The following is a 20,681-nucleotide window of genomic DNA, read 5'->3' as shown; positions in this document are numbered from 1 at the left end:
CGATCTGGATGTGACGAAACAGGCCCAGCCAATCATGTACCGGCAGCCCCAAGCCACGATATGGACTCTTCCGACGTGGAGACGGTGTTCGTCGCCGGAGCCAGCGGCGGGACCGGGCGCGCGACGCTCCGACTGCTCAGTTCGCGCGTGCCGACGGTCCGAGCACTGACCAGCACACCGTCGAAAACAGACGACCTGCAGGCGGCCGGCGCTGACGAGGTCGTCGTCGACGACTTGCTGAACCCGACTGCGTTGGCCGAGGCGCTGTCGGACGTTGATGTCGTCCTGAGCGCCGTCGGCTCGAACATCACGGACGTCTGGGCCAGAGAGGAGTACGTCGACGGTGCGGGGACGATCAATCTCCTCGATGCGGCCGTCGACGCTGGCGTCGATGCGTTCGTCATGGAATCCGCTATCGGCGTGGGCGACGAGCCGGCCAGTCCGCTCGCGACGGCCTTCGACGTCGTCATCCAGCCGATACAACGTGCGAAAGCGGAGGCCGAGGCCGCGATTCGCGACGCTCCGGTTCGACACACGATCCTCCGCCCGGGCGTGCTCACGAACGGACCGCGAACTGACACCGTCTCCGTCGCCGAGCCCGGAGCGAAGCTCTGGGGCAGCGTTTCGCGGGCCGACGTGGCCCGACTGATGATCGCATCGCCCGTCACACCGGCAGCCGAAGACCGGACGCTGGAAGTCGTTGCCAAGCCGTCGTTCCCGGACCGTGCGCTAGATGTCGAGTGGCAACTCCCCCGGAGTGGGGCGTCGGAGACCGTGGCAGTTGATACCCCGGACGACGACCCGTAGTGGGCAATCCACCCGTGTGCAAATACGCCTCCAGCGTGAAAGGCGGCTGATGACTGACGTGGACCACGCGAACGCTGGCTATCGGCGGCTGTTCGAGGGGGACGACCTCTCGTTCGGCCTCGGGTTCCCGCTCACGGGCGAAACGGAGTCGACGCCGGATATCGACGCCGAACTCCGGCTCGCAAGCCACGCCGAAGCCGTCGGCTTCGACGCGCTCTGGGCGCGAGACGTGCCGACGTACTGGCCGCGGTTCGGGGACGCCGGCGGGGCCTTCGACCCGTGGTCCCTGCTGTCCCACGTCGCCGCCCACACCGAGTCGGTGGCGCTTGGCACCGCGAGTATCGTTCTCCCGCTGCGCCATCCCCTCCACATGGCGAAATCGGCTGCGACCGTCGACCGGCTTTCCGACGGCCGTCTCGTGCTGGGCGTCGCCTCGGGCGACCGCGACCCGGAGTATCCGGCGTTCGGCGTCGACCCCGAGAACCGGGGCCAACTCGTCCGCGAAAGCGTCGAGGCGCTTCGCGTGCTCTGGCGCGAGGAATACCCGACGCTCGATGGCTCCTGGGGCTACCTCGACGGAGAACTCGATGTCCTCCCGAAACCGACAACGGACACGCTCCCGCTCTTCCCGACCGGCAACGCCAGACAGTCCACGGAGTGGATCGCCGAGAACGGCGACGGCTGGATATTTTACCACCTTCCCGAGTCGACCCTGGAGTCGTATCTCGACACATGGCGGAGCCACGCGTCAGAGAAGCCGTTCACGATTGCCGTTCAGGTCGAGTTCGCTGCTGATCCGACGGCGGAGCCCGAACCGCTCCACCTGGGCTATCGTGCCGGCGTCGAGTGGTTCAGAGAGTACTTCCGACGGCTCGAAGAGCACGGCCTCGACCACGTTATCGTCGGGCTTCGAGCGGCGGAGCCAGAGGCGGCGATGACGACCTTCGCAAGCGAAATCATCGACGAACTGTGACTCCAGCTGTCGATACCGTTCCTGCGAAACTCGCGGCGGATGACGCTTCCGTCGATCCAATCGACTGCCTGCCGTATTCCGGTTTGGACTTCCCAGCAACAGCCCTCTGAGCTGGGCTTACGGATCGAACTCGTTCTGCTTGAGCCCTTTCCGGACCGGTTCGTGTTCGGCGTCGGTCGGCGGCGGTGCCGTCACCAGTAACGCCTCCAGCCGACCATCCTCGTCCGCTTTGACACCGCGGTCGGTGTCGGCCTCGACGACAACTACGTCGCCCGGCTCGACCGCCCGCTCCGTGTCTCCATCACGGACGATACCGCTCCCGGACTGGACGTGTATCGCGACGTCGCTCGCGGGCGCGTGCACCGGAATAAACTGGCCGGGTTCGAAGTAGCCACAGACGACTTTCATCCGGTCGCTGCGGAACACTTCGACAGCCGAGAACTGGTCGTCGTCGTATTCCCGGACGGCGTCGAAATCGGTCGCTGTCATCGCGCGTCCTCCTCGTCACTGCGGTCTCGAAGAACTACAGGGCCGAAGTCGCGGCTGGTCGATGCGGACTGGCTCGAACGCCGGCCAGTGCGCACACTCGCTCGCTGTCGGTTTCGGTGCTGTGGGTGCATCGCGAGGAGTTCCGACCGCACGACGGAAAACCTCGGTCCCGAACCGCTTCGTCTGTAGACGCGCCGCTTCGTACTCTGGATGCATATAAACTGTCTCCGAACATCTTCCCGATAAGAACCACGGGCAGTCCGTATAAAGACCCTCCAAATGGTGTCTGTAGGCGCATTGGCGACGACAGTACTGATGGCGATACTGCTCGTCGGTATCGCTGGGATACTCGCACGGATCGAAGACTGGCGGTCGTATACGATTGCGATCGGTGGCGGCCACGGGGCGCACGAACGCACCCACGCGGAGAAGCCGAGCGGGATTCTCCGGTGGCTGACGACGGTCGACCACAAGGATATCGGGATTCTCTACGGCGTGTTCGCCGTCGTCGCGTTCGCGTGGGGCGGTATCGCCGTCGTTCTGATGCGGTTCGAACTGATGTACCCCGCTGAGGACTTCCTCAGCGCCAGTGCCTACAACGGCCTCCTGACGACCCACGGCATCACGATGCTGTTCCTGTTTGGGACGCCCATTTTGGCGGCGTTCTCGAACTACCTGATCCCGCTGCTCATCGGGGCCGACGACATGGCGTTTCCGCGAATCAACGCCATCGCGTTCTGGTTGTTGCCGCCGGCGGCGCTGCTCATCTGGGGTGGCGTCCTCGGCGGGCCGTTCCTCGAAAACATCGAACCGGCACAGACCGCCTGGACGATGTACACGCCGCTGTCGATCGAACAGCAGAACCCCGGCGTGGACCTGATGCTGCTCGGCCTCCACCTCTCGGGCGTCGCGGCGACGATGGGGGCGATCAACTTCATCGCGACTATCTTCACCGAGCGGAGCGAGGACGTGACATGGGCCACCCTCGATATCTTCTCCTGGACTGTCCTGGTGCAGTCCGCACAGATCCTGTTTGCCTTCCCCTTGCTGGGCAGTGCGCTTGTCATGCTCCTGCTTGACCGCAATCTCGGGACGACGTTCTTCACGCTCGACGGCGGCGGCCCGCTGCTGTGGCAGCACCTGTTCTGGTTCTTCGGCCACCCCGAGGTGTACATCCTCGTCCTGCCGCCGATGGGACTCGTGAGCTACATCCTGCCGAAGTTCTGTGGCCGGAAGCTGTTCGGATTCAAGTTCGTCGTCTACTCGACGCTGGCGCTCGGAGTTCTCTCCTTTGGCGTCTGGGCGCATCACATGTTCGCGACGGGTATGGACCCTCGACTACGGGCCTCGTTCATGGCGGTCTCTATCGCCATCGCCATCCCGAGCGCGGTGAAGACCTTCAACTGGATGGCGACCATGTGGAACGGCGCGTTGCGGACGACCGCGCCGTTCCTTTTCTGTGTCGGGTTCGTCGGGAACTTCATCATCGGCGGCGTCACCGGCGTGTTCGAGGCCGCCATCCCCGTTGATCTCATCTTACACGACACCTACCACGTCGTCGCTCACTTCCACTACGTCATCATGGGCGGGATCGCCTTCGCTGTCTTTGCGGGCATCTACTACTGGTTCCCGCTCTACACAGGTCGGTGGTACCAGCGCTCGCTGGCGAAGTGGCACTTCTGGCTGACGCTTCTCGGGACCAACGTCACCTTCTTCCCGATGGTCCTGCTCGGCTACGCCGGAATGCCCCGCCGGTACGCCACGTACGCTCTGACCGCTGGCCCGGTGGACCTGTTTACGCTCCTGCACCAGCTGGCGACGCTGGGTGTCGTCCTGCTGGTCATCGGCCAGCTCATCTTCGTCTGGAACCTCGTAACCTCGTGGCTGGAGGGCCCACTGGTCACGGACGGCGACCCCTGGGACCTGGCGGCGACGGACCAGTTCCCGCGGGAGTTCGCGTGGTTCGAGCGTGAGCGGCTCCCGGCGCTGGCCGACGGCGGCGAAGAACCGACCGGGGATTGATCTCCGAGTTCTTCTGGTTTCCCGTTCGCGGTACCCTTCTTGGTTGTTCTACGGTCACCTCTAGAGTGGTATAGAACCGTTATCACACCCACTTTGAGACGGTCAATACAACTCAAGCAGTAAATGAGCTTGAAAATTGGTCGGACTGGACGACTCAATATGGGCGGGAAATCTACTATATTTACGGGAATATTTTTTATTCTTCCCACACTAAGGCTGAATACGTCATGTCGAAGACGACAGACGAACGAGGACGGATCTACCTCCCGAAGGATGTCCGCGACCGGTTCGGTGACCAGTATCGTATCGTTGAACTCCCGAGCCACGTCGCACTCTTCCCAGTTGACGAGGACCCGCTAGAGGGCCTCCGAGCGGCCGTTGGCGATGCTTTTGCAGAGACAGAGGCCGACAAGCTGAAAACTGAATCGCGGAAGGCGATATCACGAGAGGTTCAAGAGGAAGCGAAAGATCGGACACAGGATGGCGAGGCGTAAGTCGTGTACGTTGAAACTGACTTTCTCACCGCACTGTTGAAGGACGACGACTGGCTTCAGGACGCCGCAGTCCGCGCCCTCGAAGAGCACGATGACATACATACCTCGATACTCGCGTACGCCGAGGTTCTGGTGCTGTTCTACGACCGTGAGGCGGCCGAGTACGAGATCGATGCGCCGCGGGCAATTACCAACCTGCTCGAACTGGTTCCAATCGTGCCGGAAGAGCACGAGGACGCGGTTCTAGCCGCCGCAGCGTTCCTCGACGAGTACGATCTCACCCCATTCGATGCACTCCACGCTGGACTCGTCACAACCGGCGAAGAGCGAGTCCTTTCGACCGAGCAGGACTACGACACTGTCGGCCTCGACCGCACATCGTTGGAACCTGCGCCCTCTGAGTGAAGATGGTAGATACGCAGACCGACTGTGCAGCTTGTTCAGTCTACACTGCCTGAAATCAATAGCCTGTGACGAGTTGTCTGACACCCTGTCTCCGTCTGCTACCCTACTCCGAGATGTCCGGATACGACTGCCGACCGCCCTGTGACTTCCTGGCGACCAGTTGGGCGGTGGCTGCGGTCGTCCCGTCCCTTGTTGCAGTGCGCTCGTCGTAGTGCAACACCGTCAGGCCGAGTCCGGCCCTGAGCAGTTCGTTCGAGGCGAACCGGTACCGCTCCCCGGAGGGGCCGCCGTCCACGTCGTCGGTCGTCCGGAGGTGGTGCTGGATGAACAGACAGCCGCCGTCGGCCAGCGCCTCGATAATGTCGGGGAGGCGGTCGACGGGGCGATAGAAGCTAACCGTAATGACGTCGTACGTCGACGCCGGGTATCCGAACGAGTCGAGGTCCGCCTGTATCCACTCGATATCGTCTTCGACGCCCACTTCGCGTGCGTTCTCGCGGGCAATGTGCAGCCCCGCTCGCGATTGGTCGACCGCATCGACGCTGTACCCGGCCGCTGCGACCGGAAGGGCGTTCCGGCCCGTCCCGGTTGCGATATCAAGCGCTCGCCCCGGTGGGAAGGTCGGCAGGTATCGTTCTAACACCCGATGTGGGTCCGGGCGCTGTGGGTACGTGCCCGCTCGGTATCGCTCGTCCCAGGTCGTCATGGCTCCGATAACCGCCCGCCGAGACATGAAGCCTGTGGGCTGAGACACAGCTCTTTCGTTGCGTCCCGTTTCTGGACGCGACAATCTCAACTGACTTATCGGCACACCTGTGACCTACCCACAAGCTACAGTCATGGACAGTCAAACGGGTGTGACCAGACGGCGGCTGCTCATTGGCCTCGGAAGCGGCCTCGGTCTGCTCGGGGGTGGCGGTGCCTACGTGTACTGGTCGCTGCAGGGCGACTCGGGCGGATACACTGCGCCGGACTCACAGCCGGTCGTCACTACGCGCGGGCTCCTCGACGCGGCGGAGGGGCCAGCCTTCGAGACTGGTGGCACGTGGTCGTTCGACGACGCGTCGGAGGTGTTCCTGTTCGTCCACGGATTCAGTACCGACGCCGAGAGGGCGCGCGACAACGCCTATACGGCGCAGGTAGCGCTCGATGGGACACGGCCCACACCGGTCGTCGCGTACAGCTGGGACTCCGATGTCGAGTGGGAGCAGGCGAAGGCCAACGCCGAGTCGAACAGTTCTCACCTCGCTCAGTGGCTAGTCGAGTGGGCCGAAACCGACGGGCGGCCCGTCCATTTGCTTGCACATTCGCTTGGCGCGCGAGTGACCGGTGAGACACTTTGCGCGTTAGCTGCGCGGGGGGCGACGGATGCGCTTGCCTCGGTATCACTGCTTGGCGGCGCTATCCCCTACGATAGCGTGGTGCAGGGTGGCCGATACGGCGACGCTATCGGGACTGTTGACGCTCCGGTATCCAACTTCTACAGCCACAACGACAAGGTCCTCTCGTGGGTCTACCGGGCATCGGACCGGACCCACGCCGTGGGCCACGCTGGAACCCGTGACGCGGGGCCGCTTCCCGACGGCTACCAAGAGGTGAACGTCACTGACCTCGTTGCCGACCACTACTCGTACTTCGAACCGGATGCGGGCTGTTTGCCGCGTGTGGTTGCCGGGATCGAGTGACGTAGCTCTATTTTCCTGCTGCTAGTAGAACTAAATATGGCGGAAGTGTTGTTCATCCTATGGAAGCCACTGTCAGACCAACGGCTGTTACACGCTGGAGCGAGACATGAGTCTCTTCACTGCTGTTGTCGTCTTCGTGGTGGGACTGCTCTCCGGTATCGTCATCCGATGGGTCGCTGGACTCGCTGCCGTTCTCGCGCTCGTTTTAGTGCTGTTGGGCGCGACCACTCCGGATATCGGCCTCATCAATTTTGTCGTGGAACAGTACTATCACGGCAACGAACTGCTGTTTCTCGCCGGATTGCTGTTCGGGCTGGACGCCGAACGTACCAGAGACGCTGTCGAGGGGTGACTCACAACCCTCGAACTCGCTGAACTGTTGGACTGGAGTCTCGGGGGAAGTGTCCACCAATGACGACGCGCTTGAGTGCGCTGTCACAGTGTTGCTGGTCCAGATAAACCGTGGTTACGCTTCAGGATAGAAAACATACGAATGGCGAATATCGCTGTCATACGTGAGTGACCCCGCGGGCGTTCTGAGTAGCGTTGCAACTGAGTAGAGGTCGCCGGCCGCTCCCGCTGTATTGAACAGCAGGGCGAGGAAGGCTGCGAACGCGAGAAGCGGGAGTGGAACGAACAACACGGGGAGAAGCAACGCGTCGAGTACAACGAGCGGCGCGATGCCGACGATAATATTGTGAGTTCGCTCCTGAAACTGATGAAACGTTGCCACATAAAACGCGCCGAGCTGTGGGGCCACGCCGTAGGCAACATCGTAGCCGAACCATCGATAGGCGAGCCCGTGAACTAGTTCATGGAGCACAGTAACTGCGACAATCGTGCCGACGCATGTGACCGCGACCAGTCCGGACGTGAGCGTGAGCGTGATGCCTGTGGCGGTTTCGTCGACCGAAAAAACGGCGTCGAGCGCGGTTCCCTGGGCGTACCAGAGTATGCCGCCGAACACCACCGCAGCGACCGGTACCAGCACACTCACGAGACCGAGTATCACCAGCGGCGGGTATCGAAACGGCCGGGGTGACTGATAGCCCGCCGGCGTTGCAGGGCGCAACGTGTCGGCGGGGGTGTAATCGCTTGTCGGCATACCCGTGATTCAGCCGGAGGACTGAAAAATCAGGATGTCACTTCCGCCCTGTTGTAACTGAGAAGCAACCAGTCACCGCCGGTTGGTTCGACAGCAGGCGGCGAGCATATATTCGCTCTCATACAGCTATATAGAACTCATATAAAGCACCTATACCAGATTCACCGATGTTTCACAAACGACCTTACATAGATGGCTTCACCACCGACGTTTCATCCGGACCTCGGCGCACCACACCAGCGAATCCGCGGTCACAGATGGGAGGAAATCTACGTTGTCGGCGACGTCCACGGGTGTCGTCCGACCCTCGAACGCCTCCTGAACCGGTTAGACCCCACCCCGGACGAACTCGTGGTCTTCGTTGGTGACCTCGTCCGAAAAGGTCCGGACAGCGCTGGTGTCGTCGACATGGTCCGGCACACGCCGAACTTCCTCACCGTCCGTGGCAACAACGAGCAGAAACTCATCGACGGCCGCAAATCGATTCCGTCGTTGACCGACGACGACCTCTCGTGGATGGCGTCGCTCCCGGTGGCAATCTCGTGGGACGATTCGCTGGTCGTCCACGGTGGCGTCGACCACCGCAAGTCAATCGCGGAACACGAACTGACTGAACTGCTGAACATGCGCTCACTTGTTCCGGACGGAAGCTACGACCGCCCGTACTGGTTCGAAACGCGCCGTGCTGACCCTCGCGTCTTCTTCGGTCACACGGTGCTTTCCGAGCCATTCGAGACACCTACTGCGGTTGGTCTAGACACCGGGTGCGTCTACGGCGGGCAGTTGACGGCGTACCAGTGCTCGACGCAGGAGTTCGTCACGGTGGACCCGGAGACGACCCACGAAGCCCGGTCGTCCGATAGCATCGTCGACCCGGAGCGCGCCCCGCCGACATCAACGTAAGCCGATGGACCGCGATTCAGAACCCGCCATCCCCGCGTACGAGCCAGCGGATGTCGACCTGACCGACCCGTCGCTGTATCTCAACCGTGAATTGAGTGCGCTCGCGTTCCAGCGGCGCGTGCTCCACGAGGCGCTGGACCAACGGAATCCGCTGTTGGAACGGGTCCGGTTCCTCGCTATCGTCACTCGCAATCTCGACGAATTCACGATGAAACGCATCGGCGGCCTCAAACAGCAGATAGAAGCCGACGTGACCGAGACGGCCCCAGACGGTCGAACGCCCGAGGAGCAGTTGGCGGCGGTCCACGAGACCCTGCGGCCGATGCTAGCGACGCAGGCCCGCTGTTACCGCGACGCGATTCGTCCCGCGCTTGCTGCGGAAGGTATCGAGATTCTCGACTACGACGACGCTGCTGCCGCGGAACAGTCTGAACTGCGAACCTACTTTGAGGAGTCTGTGTTGCCGACCCTGACACCGCTTTCGTTCGACCCGGCACATCCGTTCCCGTTTATTTCTAACCGGTCGCTCTCGCTCGCTGTACTCACCCGGCATCCGAACGCCGAGGACCCGACGTTCACCCGAATCAAGATTCCGCCGAACAGGCCGCGGTTGGTCCAACTCGGGGACGATACTCGATACGTACTGCTTGAGGAGGTCATCCGTGCGAACCTTGATCTACTGTTACCGAACGTCGAAATCGTCGACACGGCCCTGTTCCGACTGACCCGCAACGCGGAGGTCCGACGTAATCAGGAGATTGCCGAGGACCTCATTGACATGGTCGAAGACGTCCTCGAACAGCGGCGATTCGCGTCGGTCGTCAGAATGGAACTCTCCCCCGACGCCGACTCCCGTATTCGCTCGACGCTCGCGACACAGCTCGGTCTCGATGAGCGCGAGATATACGACCTCCCGGGTCCGCTGGATTACCGGGATTTCGCGGAGTTGACCGACCTTGACCGACCGGACCTCTCGCTGGATGAGTGGACGCCACAGCCACACCCCCGTCTCAACGGTCACCGACAGCAGTCGTTTGGGAGGCCGGATACGACGGATCCGAGTGTCTTCCGGCGCATTCAAGACGGAGACATATTGCTGCATCACCCGTACCACGACTTCACGGACACCGTCCAGCGGTTTCTCTCAGCAGCAGCCGAAGACCCGGACGTTCTGGCGGTGAAAGCAGCTATCTACCGGACCGCAAGCGACTCACAGATCATCCAGTCGCTGATAACGGCCGCTGAAAACGGGAAACAGGTGGCGGTGATGGTCGAACTGAAGGCCCGCTTCGACGAGCAGAACAACCTCGAATGGGTTCGCAAACTGGAGGAAAACGGTATCCACGTCGCCTACGGAACGGTGGGGCTGAAGACCCACACGAAGACGGCGCTGGTCGTTCGGGAGGAAGACGACGGCGTCGAACTGTACTCCCACATCGGCACGGGGAACTATCACTCCGAGACGGCGAAGGGATACGTCGACCTCGGACTGTTGACCGCCGACCGTGACATCGGCCGCGACCTGACCAAGGTGTTCAATTTCTTCACCGGGCCGTCGCTGGACGAGGAGTTCCGCGAACTCCTCATCGCACCGGTGACCATGCGCAAGGAGTTCACCCGGTGCATCCGTCGGGAAGCACAGCACGCACAGGCCGGTCGGCCTGCCCGTATTGTCGCAAAAATCAACGGACTCGAAGACCCCGGTATCGTCGCCGAACTGTACCGCGCATCGATGGCAGGCGTCGACATCGACCTCATCGTCCGCGATATCTGCCGCCTCCGACCCGGACTGGAAGGCATCAGCGAAAACATCTCGGTGTACTCGCTCGTCGGCCGCTTTCTAGAGCATTCCCGTATCTTCTACTTCGAGAACGGCGCACGGGGCGACCCCGCTACCGAAGACGACTGGGGCGACCCCGAGTACTACATCGGTAGCGCCGACTGGATGACCCGCAACCTTGATTACCGGGTCGAAGCAGTCACACCCGTGACAAGCCCCAAAATCCAGCGCCAACTCCGTTTCACCCTCGACCTCCTCCTCTCGGACAACCGCAAGCTCTGGGAGATGGACAGCGACGGCGAGTACCACCAGCGGTATCCGGACGACGGCGAGCGCGTGATCAGCGCACAGGACATCCTGATGCGAGAAGCGCTAAAAGCCGGTCGCTCTGAGGACCTCATTACAGGTATCCCCGGTGACTATCCGATAGCCGGTGACCTCTGTATCACAGGTGATGGCACTGAACAGCCAACTGAGACAGGTGCCGAGTCGAAACCACTGACTGAATCCGAGGGTGAGTGTACGGTTTCTGATGCCGATACAACTGACGAACCTTTTGAAGTCACGGACGGTGGAAACCCTGACGAAGTTCTGGCCACATACAGCGACCGGTGGTACGTCCCGGACAGCGTCGTGTACAACTACGCTGTTCGAACACCCGATGGAGAGCGGCGCTACCTCAAAACCAAAGCTGGCGTCACTGATCTCCTCGAACGACTGTATAGCGATACGGAATAGCTATTCGGCTATACTATTTCTCAGTTTCTTTTCGGCTCAGTAACTGCGTTGCCCATCAATATGGGACCGCTTCACACAAAATGCGTTTTAATCCTTCACGAGGCCTATGAGCATGGCCTATCGAGTGTCCCGATGTAACTATGGACTTACAGGAATTCGTCCGCTCCAACGCCCCCGCAGACGGTGGCGATGGGTTCCAGAAAGAGAACAACAGGCTACTTGACATCCCACTCGATGGGACTGTGATGGTCAAAGCCGGGTCGATGGTCGCGTACACCGGCGAGGTCACGTTCACTGGCAAGTCCTCGGCGGAAGGCGGTATCACGGGCTTCGTCAAGGAGGCCGTGAGCGGCGAAGGGACGCCGGTCATGGAAGCCGAAGGAAGCGGCCACCTCTACGTGGCCGAGAACGGCAAGAAGGTACAGGTGCTGACCCTCGATGACGGAGAATCGATATCGGTCAACGGCACTGACGTGCTCGCGTTCGAGTCAACTGTCGACTACGAAATCAACACCGTCGGCAGCCTCTCCGGCATGGCCGCCGGTGGCCTGACGAACGTCTTTCTCACCGGTCCCGGTGAAGTCGCGCTGACAACGCACGGCGACCCGCTGGTGATGACGCCGCCGGTCTTCACCGACCCGGATGCGACCGTCGCGTGGAGTTCGAACCTCTCGCCGTCTATCGAGATGAACAAGACGTTTGAAATCGGCCAGACCTCCGGGGAATCGATACAGATGGAGTTTACCGGCGATGAGGGGTTCGTCGTCATTCAGCCGAACGAGGAGGGGTCTGTCACCCAGAGCCAGGGTTAATCGCCGCAGAGTTACTCCGCCGGAGACACCGAGCGCTTGCGGAGCCGTCCCCGAACGAACGGGCGAACCGGTGTCACGCCGAGATTGAGCCGCTTGATTTCGACGACGTCGAACGACTGTTCAGCGACGAGCTGCGTCCCCGTCTGTCGGGTGAGGTGGCAACCGCCGGCGAGACGCCTCCAGAGCGGTGCGAGGGCTGACTGTACCCGGGCGCGCCACCCGTCGTCGATGACGTGCTCGAAGAAACGCAGTTCGCCGCCGGGTTTGAGTACGCGGACGATTTCACTTATCGCGGACTCGACCTCTGGAATCGTACAGAAAACCATGGAGGCGATGACGACGTCGAACGTGTCCTCGTCGTACGGGAGAGCTTCCGCCGGTGCCGACTCGATATGAATCGGCGTGGCCTGCGCGTTTGCCTTCTCCTCTGCCTGACGCCGCATATGCGGGTCTGGCTCGATAGCGTGAACCTCCGTCGACGCGTTCGCAACGCTGTTGAAATACGGAAACATCGCGCCGGTTCCAGCGCCGAGGTCCAGCACTGTGCCATCCAGATTCGCCACCAGGTACTCACGATGTGGCCGTAAGAGCGTCCGCTCAACGAGTGCCGTAGCCGGATCGTAGATAGCTGCAAACAGCGGCGACGCGGGCTCCTGACTGGCGTTCGGTTCTGCGGGCATAGCAGCAGTAACGGCGGCTCCCCTGAAAGCATTGGTTCACTCGAAGGGTGTCACACGCGCTCGCACCCTGCTGTCAGTCTCCGTCAGCCGACATCTCGACGCCCGCTTCGTCGATATCGACCTTGGCTTCGGTGAGGTTGCTGTCTCGCCACGTCCCGCGTCGATACCAGCCGTAGGCGATGAGCGCCCCTGCGACGTTCGAGACGGCGAACGACAGCCAGATGCCGGTCTCGCCGAGCGGCACAGCGGCGAACCACGCAATCGGGAAGCGGATGATTCCGAGCATCAGCACGGAGATGGCCGCGGCGGTGAGCGTCTTCCCGGCACCGCGGAAGCTCCCGGTGTAGGCCCGCATGATGCCGATAAACCCGAAGGATAGCGCGACGTAGCGGAGGAACTGCGTCGTGATTTCGACGACCTCGGGGTCCGTCGTGAACAGGTCGGCTATCGGTGCGGCGGTGAACCAGACGAGAACGCCAGCCAGGGTGAGCACGCCGAACAGCACCGTCGCCGCGAGGCCGGCCGCTTTCGCTGCCCGATCCGGTTTGTCGGCCCCCATGTTCTGGCCGGTCATCGTCTCGACGCCGCGAGCGACCGCGATAGCCGGCAGGAAGACGACCGAGAACACGCGCGTTCCGATGCCGTAGGCGGCGACGACCGTGTCCGGGAACATCGCGACGATGACCAACAGCAGGTTCATCGACAGCGCACGCCCCGTCCCCTCGACGGAGGCGGGTAGGCCAATGCGAACGAGACGGCGGAGATACGAGAGGTCCGGTGCCATATCGCGGAGGTGAATCTGGACGCCGCGGTTCCCCCGGAACATGATCGCCAGCCCGACGACCAGCGCCAGCGCCCGGGAAAAGACGGTTGCGATGGCGGCCCCTTCGATGCCGAGTTCGGGGAACGAGACAGTTCCCACGAGCGGCGCGTTCTCGACGACTGTCCAGCCAAATATCAGGAACGGGTCGATGATGATGTTGAGCACAACTGAGCCGAACATGACGAGCATCGGCGTTATCGTGTCGCCGTAGCCCCGCATGAGCGCGACGAAGACGAAGAAGCCGAACATGAACAGCAGGCCGAGTGAGATGACCTCCATGTAACTAGTCGCCATGGGGAGGACGTCTTCGGACGCGCCCATCAGGCTCAGAAACGTATCGACGCCGAGATAGCCCGCGATGCCGAGAACGAACGAGACGATGACGGCGAACGTGACCGTCTGTGAGGCGGCGTACTCGGCGTCGCGCTCCTCGCCCGCGCCGGTAAACTGCGCGACGAGGACGCTGCCGGCGACGGATATCCCCATCCCGAGCGAGATGAGGAGGAACACCATCGGGAACGCGAAGCTGATTGCAGCCAGCGCGTCCGTGCTGTACTGGCCGAGCCAGAACGTGTCCGCGAGGTTATACGCGGTCTGGAAGAGATTCGTGATGACGATCGGCATCGAGAGGAAAAACAGCGGCTTCCCGATGCCACCCGACGTGAGGTCGAACTCCTCGGGCCCCTTGAACAGCGCACTAACGCGACTTCGAATCCCCATCAGCGGGTCGCCTCCGCTGGCGTGTCCGTCAGGAGATGGGTCTCAGCGTATCGCGTAATCGTCTCTTTGAATCTGTCTATCGAACGGTCTGTGGCGACGTGTCGGGTATGGGCACCTGTAATCGCCGTCACGAGAAACTCCGCTGCGACGGCCGGCTCGACCCTGCTATCGAACTCCCCGGTTTCGACGCCGGCCGCGATGATTTCCCGCAGCCGGTCGAAGAGCACGGCATCGAACCTGGCCAGCTGTGTCCGGAAGGCGTCGTTGTACGGGGCCTGTGCCTTTATTTCGAGTATTGCCGTTCTGAACTCCTGACCGGGCGTCTGTCGCCCATCAGTGAGAACGGTGTCCAACAGCGAATCGAGTTCTTCCCGCGGTGTACTCCCGTCGACGCCCGTTATCTTTGCAGTGTATCGTTCGTACAAGAAGTCCAGAAACTCGGTAAAGAGGTTCTCTTTGCTGTCGTAGTAGTAGTGAATAGACGCTTTGCTCCGGTCTGCCTCGGCAGCGATGTCTTTGACCGTGAGCGCGGCGTACCCGTGCTGGCAGAGGGCGCGGAACGTCGCGTCGAGAATTTCGGTAGCTGTATCGTCATCCATGGCGGCTGTGACGGAACTTACTAACTAGTTAGTCAAAAACGCTTTGAAATCCACAAAGTGATCGATTGGCATTGATTACGTCTATTCTGGCGGATAAAACTTACTAACTAATAATTTATGTACTCAATGTTATGTGGGTCACAACGGTTATCCAACCGTAGGTGAAACCGTTACTCAATGGCTGGACCATCGGACCGCACCTTCTCGGACCAGACCGAGGAGATAATGCAGGCGACCTACCGGGCGCTGCGCGAGCACGGGTACGCCGATCTCACGATAAAACGGATCGCGGACGAGTACGGCAAATCGACGGCTGCAGTGCATTACTACTACGACACGAAAGACGACCTTCTTGCGGCCTTTCTCGATTATCTGCTGGAGCGGTTCGTCGATTCGATTCACGACGTCGAGACGACGGACCCCGAAGCCAGACTGGAAATCTTGCTCGATGAACTGCTCGTCAAACCCCAGGAAAACCCCGATCTCTCGGTCGCCCTGTTAGAGATGCGGAGTCAAGCACCGTACAAGGAGGCGTTCAGCGACCGGTTCCGACAGAACGACGAGTACATTCGGTACATGCTCAAGGCGGTCATCAATCACGGGATCGACGAGGGTGTGTTCAGCGACGTCGACGCGGATCACGTTACCCGTTCGCTGCTGACGATCATCGACGGTGCCCGGACCCGCGCCGTGATGCTGGATGACACCGAGGAACTCGAAACAGCCCGACAGACGGCGAGTGAGTACGCCGACGCGATGTTACGGTAACCAGCCACCTTGTACCGCCACCGCTCAGTCGCCGTGTGTCTGCATCACAGAGTCCTGACGACACCGGCTATCGTTACCTTGAAGCCTCGGTTCCACAGACGTCACAGCCTATCGACCAGAGGGCGATTAGCGCGATAACGGCCGGCACATGCGCGAGGACTAGCAACGGAACGACGAGTCGACCGAGGCCGAGGGAACTGCCCAGGGTGCGGACACCAGTTCCGAATATCGGGAGCGAGAGCAACGCTCCGAGTGTTATCACGCCTCGTATGGACAGCGACTGTTCGTCGATGACGTGACGGAGATGCCGAATATGGTCACGTATCACGAACACTGCACCTCCTCTGTGACGGCTGAGGGCGGGTTCTGGGCTGTGTCTGTCCTCCATTTTTAGGCTTACCTAAACACATTCAGGCCCGACTGCGACCAGGTACACGAAAATGCTTTGCACGAACGTGTTCGACACCTCGGAATGATTAGTTGACAAATCCTGGGTGGAGATGAGCAGGACTCTAAAGGCTGCCAATCGGCCTTTTGACCGTCAGACTTGGCCCGCAAGCCGTGATTCGACCTGCGGGAACAGGACGTTGTTCTCCTTGTGGACGTGCATATGTGTGTCCTGTTCCAGTGTTTCGAGTCGTTCGAGCAGGCTCTGATAGCTCGGACAGGCGTCGTCCGGAACCGCGTACCCGTCGCTCAGCTCTGCGATCCGTTCGAGGTGCTCGGCCGTCGCTTCGTGGTCCGATTCGAGGTCCGCGATCGCCTCGTCCAGACGCGCTCTTTCCTCGCCTGTGAGTTCGTCTCTGCTGTCGAGCTTCTCGATGACGGGGAACACGTCCTGTTCCTCCTCTGTCGTGTGCTGACTCATCTCCTCGGCCAGTTCGAGGACTTCCCGCTCGATGTCCGCCAGCTCTGGATGCTCTTCCGCGTGGACGCTCCGAACTTTCTCAGCGAGTTGTTCCAGGGCTGGCAGCTCCTCGCGGAGGTACTGATGGTGGCTGTCGACGACGTGTTCGATGAGGGCAGTCATCGATTCCCATTCGTCCCCGCGCTCCTCCCTTTTTCGACGCGCCTCGTCCAGTTGCTCCCGGACGGCATCGAGATCGAGGTCCGCTTCGGTACAGGCTGTCCGGAGCATCTGGTCACCGCCACAGCAGAAATCGAGCCCGACTGCTTCGAAGACGCGAGCGAACGCCGGGTTCTCTCTGACGAGTGCGCCGAGCGGTCGGTCCGGATCGATTGGTTCAGTCATTGGGAGCTGTTACTTGCGTTCGTTGTAGGGAGTGCTCTGTTCCCCTGTTCTCGGCGTTTGGGTCCGTAGTCCATGGTCAGAACGGGACCTCCGTCTCTTCGTCGGCTGACTCGTCGACGGTCGTCTCGGCCTTTCCGATCAGGACTCTGAACTCACCGGGGTCCTGCTGGCGGTAGGTCCAGCGGAACTCCGGGCCCGCCTCGGCCTCGAACTGGTGGTACAGCGGCTTGGGGTCGTGGTCGTTCACCAGCACGAATCCGCTCCCGGTGTCCAGTTCGGCGTACGCCTCGAAGATCTGCTCGTGTCGCTGTGCCGGCGGGAGATCTCTGACATCGAGTTCGTCGGTAATCTCGACTGACTCGTCGTCAGATGGGGCTTCCGACACGTCATCTGCAGCGGTATCCGATTCACCGGACTCCCCTGTACTCTCAGTTTTCGTGATCTGGACGCGGCAGCGGCCGGGCTCAGATTCGACGACCTCCCAGGCGAACGCGTCGCCGTACCGCTGTCTGAACTCCCGTTGCAGGGGCCGCGGCTCGTGTGGGGCGATGAGTTCCATCGTCCCGCCCTCGGGTATCATTCCGTATCGGTGATGGATCGTCGGATGCCGCTCCTGTTTGGGGATTTCGCGGACGTCGTACCGCGTAACGATGTCTTCACCGGTGGTCTCGGAATCGCTGGTCTTGACGATCTCGACCCGCCATTCACCGCCGCCCTGACTCGCGTAGTCCCACTCGATTACCTCCCCATGCATCGATTTGAGCTCGTGATACAGCGGCTTGGGGTCGTGGTCGTTGACGAGGACGAACCCGTCACCCGCCGCCAGACCGTCGAAGATATCCAGAAGCGCCTCGTGTCGTCGTTGTGGCTTCAGGTCACGGACGTCGATTGTGGGGTGCGACTCGTCCCCGAGCGGTTCGCCGACGGTCACCTGCAGCTCTCGCGGCTCTGCGTCGGGATGTGCGTATTCCCACTCCAGCGACCGGCCTTGTTCCAGCTGGTAGCGCACCAGCTGGGGGTCGATATCCCTGTCGGCCACGACTTCGATGGTATCACCGATCTCGGCTCCCGACAGTACGTCGAAGAGCTGTTCACGGCGTTGTCCTTCCGACTGGTCTCGCAACTGAATCTCTCTTGGCATCTCTATACTGGATGGTACACGAGTGGACTGATGTCACCTGTCCCGAAGGGGTTCGGCAGCATCCCGATCGCTCCACCGATTGCACGGTGCCCAGTCAGGGTATCCCGTCACTGTCGTACCCATTTCGAGACTGAGAACGGGCCGCGGATCCGCTCGCTAATACGTTCGCCGTCACGGTCTTCCGCTGACTTGTTTGACGACGTGGAACGGGCGGTTCCGAATCGGCGAGAGATTCGATAGCGGGTGCTGACACCACTCCCCGTCTATGGAACGCACTGCTCGCCGTCGCCGCCTGCCTCTGGACAGTGGCCCAGACAGGCTCCACCCACATGACTTCGGAGACGAAACACACCGTTTTTCGGGAGGAGGAAGCCGATATCGAACGCCGTCTGTTCGTCGAGGGTCGTATCTAACACCGATTCGAAGAAGGTGGAAACGACGCAGAAACGCCACCCAACCTCCGTCACGAGAGCGTCCCCGCGATCCGTGAGCGTCACTCCCTGATATTTTTCGTAGTCCACCAGTCCCCGCTCGTCGAGTTTCGACACCATCTCCGTGACGCTGGCCGGGGTCACGTTCAAGAACTCCTGCAGTTCCCCGGTCGAAACCCGCTCTGTGGGAGATTCCGAGAGGACAGAGACGGCGAAGAGATATCGGCCTGCGCTCCGCTCGATATCGGAAACCGACGGCGTGAGCGACGAAGCGGACCCTGTTTGCGATTCTGAGGACATATCTCTTGGTCTCTCAGCTATTGCGGAAAGTGTAGTCCCGAACCCCTTCGCTCTGTCTCGGGTACGAAATCGACCGAACATCTCCGGCCCCAGGGTTTTGATTAGGTGTGCCTAAAACTGGGTTGCTCATGGGTACGGGAGAAGGTGAAAACGGGGCGATCTCGTTGCTCGGTATCAGACGTATTGCTGACGGCTCGCCGACTCGCCGGGCGGTGTCGGTTCGGTCCACGCTGCTCCTCGCCAGCCTCGTTTCGCTTACTGGATTCGCTTGGGTGGAAACGGGGACGACACTCGTGGACTGGGGGGTCCGGCTCGCTCACGTCGGCGCGTTCTCGCTGTGGTTCGGCGGCGCGATGTGGCACAACTTCGTCGTCTTGCCGACAGTACGGTCCCGACCCGACGCCGGTGAGGCGCTGAAACCACAGGCACACGCGTTCCGCCGCCACCTCCCCGTCGTTATCTCGGTCGTATTCGTGACCGGCGTCTACCAGACTGCCGGCCTCATCGGGTTGTCCGCTCTAGCGCTGCTCGCTTCACCGATTGGGCACCTTGTCGCTGTCAAACTGCTCGTCCTCGCCGTCTTGACCGCAATGGTTGCCGCCAGCTTCAAGCGAAACGGGTAGTCGGCTTTACGGACCGCCACCACGGCCGAGTCGGCATCTCGCGCCGACTGTCTTCGGGTCACGAGGTCCGTTCGCCGGTAATCGTCCACAGCGTACTCTGTATCGATTTGCCCACAAAGTACCCGATAAGACCCCATAGAACGCTACTTTCGACGCCCTGCAACACGGCTCCGACACCAGCACAGAGGACACCGAGGACAACGCCGGGATAGTTCTGTGCAGGCGATAGTACTTCCATAGACCCTTTCAGCTATTTGTAAAAAAGAGCATTCGTCCGAACCTGTTCGTGTCTGCATTGACAGACCGCTACCGAATTGTAGTAACAATTGAAACGATTTCCAACGGCTACTATAGCTGTGGCTGGTCGGGGATACCCTCTTGATGGTGATTCGGGTCCCGCCGACTGGGGCGGAGCCCTCGTATTGTCGACTGACGCCGACGGAAGCACGCTTTTGAACTACAGAACGGGCGTTCTAAACTCGCAAAATGCACCTTGTAACCGTCGCCGCTCGTCCCCATCAGCCAGCGACAATCGGATACACTCAACTACCAACCGCATTCGTTTCGGCCCGTTTGAACAGCCGACGGGTCGCCTACGAGTCCACAGTATCGCCGCCGCCGACACTTTGTTCTGTCGGCGGCTGAATGGTCAGGTGATCCCGCTTCGATTCGATGAGGGACGCCGGCAATCGAATGTCGCCGTCGGAATCCCGCTCAACGCCGAATATCTCCTGCACTTCGCTGTTGATGACAATTGTCTGAAGTTCTCCCGTAGCTGTATCGAGCGTAATGTTTTGCAGTGTGCCGACTTCGCGGCCATCGGTACTCACGACCCGGACGTTGGAGAGCTGGTTTGCGAGGACCGTTCGCATACTAGTCACTCATCCCGAAATTACCATAAAAATACTGATCTCCCCCAACTTCCCACGCCCTGTCGTCTCTTATTGCAAAACGACTGAATATGTTGATGGCATGAACATCGCCGACGCCGAAACGGCATAACAGAGATGACCGTTTGCAGCAGAGCGCCCTCGCCGGCCCTCCAAGCTGATTAGTACTGCCGAGTTCAACGTGGTTTTAAGCTATCGCAGACGGTTTTTCAGTCCCACCGTAACTGCTAATCGTATGCCA

The 20,681-nt window shown here is 60.9% G+C and carries 24 protein-coding genes; 12 read left to right on the top strand and 12 right to left on the bottom strand.

What is annotated here, in order from left to right:
• The first annotated feature begins 60 nt into the window (after positions 1–60).
• Positions 61–807, top strand: coding sequence for an NAD(P)-binding oxidoreductase (locus tag AV929_RS19000; protein WP_064289013.1), 747 nt, complete (start codon positions 61–63; stop codon positions 805–807).
• Between the two features lie 49 nt (positions 808–856).
• Entirely contained in the window at positions 857–1,780 is a 924-nt protein-coding gene (locus AV929_RS18995; RefSeq protein ID WP_064289012.1) for an LLM class oxidoreductase, read from the top strand.
• A 117-nt stretch (positions 1,781–1,897) separates the two neighbouring features.
• Here AV929_RS18995 and AV929_RS18990 read toward each other — a convergent pair whose 3' ends face one another.
• Complete coding sequence (locus AV929_RS18990; RefSeq protein ID WP_014031243.1) at positions 1,898–2,269, bottom strand: cupin domain-containing protein; 372 nt, start codon at positions 2,267–2,269, stop codon at positions 1,898–1,900.
• A 315-nt stretch (positions 2,270–2,584) separates the two neighbouring features.
• Between AV929_RS18990 and AV929_RS18985 the strand changes: the two genes are divergently transcribed.
• From AV929_RS18985 to AV929_RS18975, 3 genes are all read left to right on the top strand, one after another.
• Entirely contained in the window at positions 2,585–4,291 is a 1,707-nt protein-coding gene (locus AV929_RS18985) for a cbb3-type cytochrome c oxidase subunit I (protein ID WP_064289011.1), read from the top strand.
• 227 nt (positions 4,292–4,518) lie between these two features.
• Positions 4,519–4,785: a hypothetical protein gene (locus AV929_RS18980; RefSeq protein WP_014031241.1), complete on the top strand. Its 267-nt coding sequence runs from the start codon at positions 4,519–4,521 to the stop codon at positions 4,783–4,785.
• Between the two features lie 3 nt (positions 4,786–4,788).
• Complete coding sequence (locus AV929_RS18975) at positions 4,789–5,190, top strand: PIN domain-containing protein (protein ID WP_008312181.1); 402 nt, start codon at positions 4,789–4,791, stop codon at positions 5,188–5,190.
• Between the two features lie 103 nt (positions 5,191–5,293).
• Here AV929_RS18975 and AV929_RS18970 read toward each other — a convergent pair whose 3' ends face one another.
• The gene (locus AV929_RS18970; protein WP_064289010.1) at positions 5,294–5,896 is read right to left on the bottom strand and encodes a bifunctional 2-polyprenyl-6-hydroxyphenol methylase/3-demethylubiquinol 3-O-methyltransferase UbiG; all 603 of its coding nucleotides are present in this window, start codon (positions 5,894–5,896) and stop codon (positions 5,294–5,296) included.
• Positions 5,897–6,029: 133 nt separating this feature from the next.
• On the opposite strand from AV929_RS18970, the gene AV929_RS18965 reads away from it, so the two are divergent.
• Together AV929_RS18965 and AV929_RS18960 are read left to right on the top strand one after the other, a co-directional pair.
• Positions 6,030–6,875 carry a DUF726 domain-containing protein gene (locus tag AV929_RS18965; protein ID WP_064289009.1) on the top strand — a complete coding sequence of 282 codons (846 nt, stop codon included), beginning with the start codon at positions 6,030–6,032 and terminating at the stop codon, positions 6,873–6,875.
• Positions 6,876–6,981: 106 nt separating this feature from the next.
• Positions 6,982–7,227: a hypothetical protein gene (locus AV929_RS18960; protein WP_064289008.1), complete on the top strand. Its 246-nt coding sequence runs from the start codon at positions 6,982–6,984 to the stop codon at positions 7,225–7,227.
• Between the two features lie 114 nt (positions 7,228–7,341).
• Here AV929_RS18960 and AV929_RS18955 read toward each other — a convergent pair whose 3' ends face one another.
• Complete coding sequence (locus tag AV929_RS18955) at positions 7,342–7,980, bottom strand: DUF3267 domain-containing protein (RefSeq protein ID WP_064289007.1); 639 nt, start codon at positions 7,978–7,980, stop codon at positions 7,342–7,344.
• A 192-nt stretch (positions 7,981–8,172) separates the two neighbouring features.
• On the opposite strand from AV929_RS18955, the gene AV929_RS18950 reads away from it, so the two are divergent.
• The 3 genes from AV929_RS18950 to AV929_RS18940 all read left to right on the top strand — a co-directional run bounded on the left by AV929_RS18950 (position 8,173) and on the right by AV929_RS18940 (position 12,213).
• Positions 8,173–8,883 (top strand): metallophosphoesterase family protein, encoded by a 711-nt coding sequence (locus tag AV929_RS18950; protein ID WP_007190584.1) that lies wholly within the window; start codon positions 8,173–8,175, stop codon positions 8,881–8,883.
• A gap of 4 nt (positions 8,884–8,887) precedes the next feature.
• On the top strand, positions 8,888–11,401 hold the full coding sequence (gene ppk1, locus AV929_RS18945; RefSeq protein WP_064289006.1) for a polyphosphate kinase 1: 2,514 nt from the start codon (positions 8,888–8,890) through the stop codon (positions 11,399–11,401).
• A 140-nt stretch (positions 11,402–11,541) separates the two neighbouring features.
• On the top strand, positions 11,542–12,213 hold the full coding sequence (locus AV929_RS18940) for an AIM24 family protein (protein ID WP_064289005.1): 672 nt from the start codon (positions 11,542–11,544) through the stop codon (positions 12,211–12,213).
• 11 nt (positions 12,214–12,224) lie between these two features.
• Here the strand turns inward: AV929_RS18940 and AV929_RS18935 are convergent, their stop codons facing one another.
• The 3 genes from AV929_RS18935 to AV929_RS18925 all read right to left on the bottom strand — a co-directional run bounded on the left by AV929_RS18935 (position 12,225) and on the right by AV929_RS18925 (position 15,035).
• The gene (locus AV929_RS18935; RefSeq protein ID WP_196220009.1) at positions 12,225–12,893 is read right to left on the bottom strand and encodes a class I SAM-dependent methyltransferase; all 669 of its coding nucleotides are present in this window, start codon (positions 12,891–12,893) and stop codon (positions 12,225–12,227) included.
• A gap of 73 nt (positions 12,894–12,966) precedes the next feature.
• Positions 12,967–14,436: an MATE family efflux transporter gene (locus tag AV929_RS18930; protein WP_014031232.1), complete on the bottom strand. Its 1,470-nt coding sequence runs from the start codon at positions 14,434–14,436 to the stop codon at positions 12,967–12,969.
• Positions 14,436–15,035, bottom strand: a complete 600-nt coding sequence (locus AV929_RS18925) for a TetR/AcrR family transcriptional regulator (RefSeq protein WP_064289004.1) — start codon at positions 15,033–15,035, stop codon at positions 14,436–14,438. Before AV929_RS18925 ends, AV929_RS18930 begins: the two co-directional genes overlap by 1 nt.
• Before the next feature lie 177 nt (positions 15,036–15,212).
• Between AV929_RS18925 and AV929_RS18920 the strand changes: the two genes are divergently transcribed.
• Positions 15,213–15,803, top strand: a complete 591-nt coding sequence (locus AV929_RS18920) for a TetR/AcrR family transcriptional regulator (RefSeq protein ID WP_008312200.1) — start codon at positions 15,213–15,215, stop codon at positions 15,801–15,803.
• A gap of 73 nt (positions 15,804–15,876) precedes the next feature.
• Here the strand turns inward: AV929_RS18920 and AV929_RS21555 are convergent, their stop codons facing one another.
• The 4 genes from AV929_RS21555 to AV929_RS18905 all read right to left on the bottom strand — a co-directional run bounded on the left by AV929_RS21555 (position 15,877) and on the right by AV929_RS18905 (position 18,927).
• Positions 15,877–16,131 (bottom strand): hypothetical protein, encoded by a 255-nt coding sequence (locus AV929_RS21555; RefSeq protein WP_225306823.1) that lies wholly within the window; start codon positions 16,129–16,131, stop codon positions 15,877–15,879.
• A 213-nt stretch (positions 16,132–16,344) separates the two neighbouring features.
• The gene (ric, locus tag AV929_RS18915) at positions 16,345–17,055 is read right to left on the bottom strand and encodes an iron-sulfur cluster repair di-iron protein (RefSeq protein ID WP_064289003.1); all 711 of its coding nucleotides are present in this window, start codon (positions 17,053–17,055) and stop codon (positions 16,345–16,347) included.
• A gap of 76 nt (positions 17,056–17,131) precedes the next feature.
• A complete protein-coding gene (locus AV929_RS18910) occupies positions 17,132–18,196 on the bottom strand; it encodes a DUF2249 domain-containing protein (protein WP_064289002.1) in 1,065 nt (354 codons plus the stop codon).
• Positions 18,197–18,459: 263 nt separating this feature from the next.
• Positions 18,460–18,927, bottom strand: a complete 468-nt coding sequence (locus AV929_RS18905; RefSeq protein ID WP_014031227.1) for a metal-dependent transcriptional regulator — start codon at positions 18,925–18,927, stop codon at positions 18,460–18,462.
• A 128-nt stretch (positions 18,928–19,055) separates the two neighbouring features.
• Here AV929_RS18905 and AV929_RS18900 point away from each other — a divergent pair, with 128 nt between their 5' ends.
• Positions 19,056–19,550: a hypothetical protein gene (locus AV929_RS18900; protein ID WP_079980861.1), complete on the top strand. Its 495-nt coding sequence runs from the start codon at positions 19,056–19,058 to the stop codon at positions 19,548–19,550.
• 58 nt (positions 19,551–19,608) lie between these two features.
• Here the strand turns inward: AV929_RS18900 and AV929_RS21550 are convergent, their stop codons facing one another.
• Both AV929_RS21550 and AV929_RS18895 read right to left on the bottom strand, forming a co-directional pair.
• Complete coding sequence (locus tag AV929_RS21550; protein ID WP_023843008.1) at positions 19,609–19,788, bottom strand: hypothetical protein; 180 nt, start codon at positions 19,786–19,788, stop codon at positions 19,609–19,611.
• Between the two features lie 355 nt (positions 19,789–20,143).
• Positions 20,144–20,422, bottom strand: coding sequence for a PRC-barrel domain-containing protein (locus AV929_RS18895; protein ID WP_050006946.1), 279 nt, complete (start codon positions 20,420–20,422; stop codon positions 20,144–20,146).
• Between the last annotated feature and the right edge of the window lie 259 nt (positions 20,423–20,681).

The sequence above is a fragment of the Haloarcula sp. K1 genome, from assembly GCF_001647155.1.
Lineage (GTDB): Archaea > Halobacteriota > Halobacteria > Halobacteriales > Haloarculaceae > Haloarcula > Haloarcula hispanica.
Note: the sequence above shows the minus strand (reverse complement) of the source record. Positions and strands in the feature narration are given on the sequence as shown.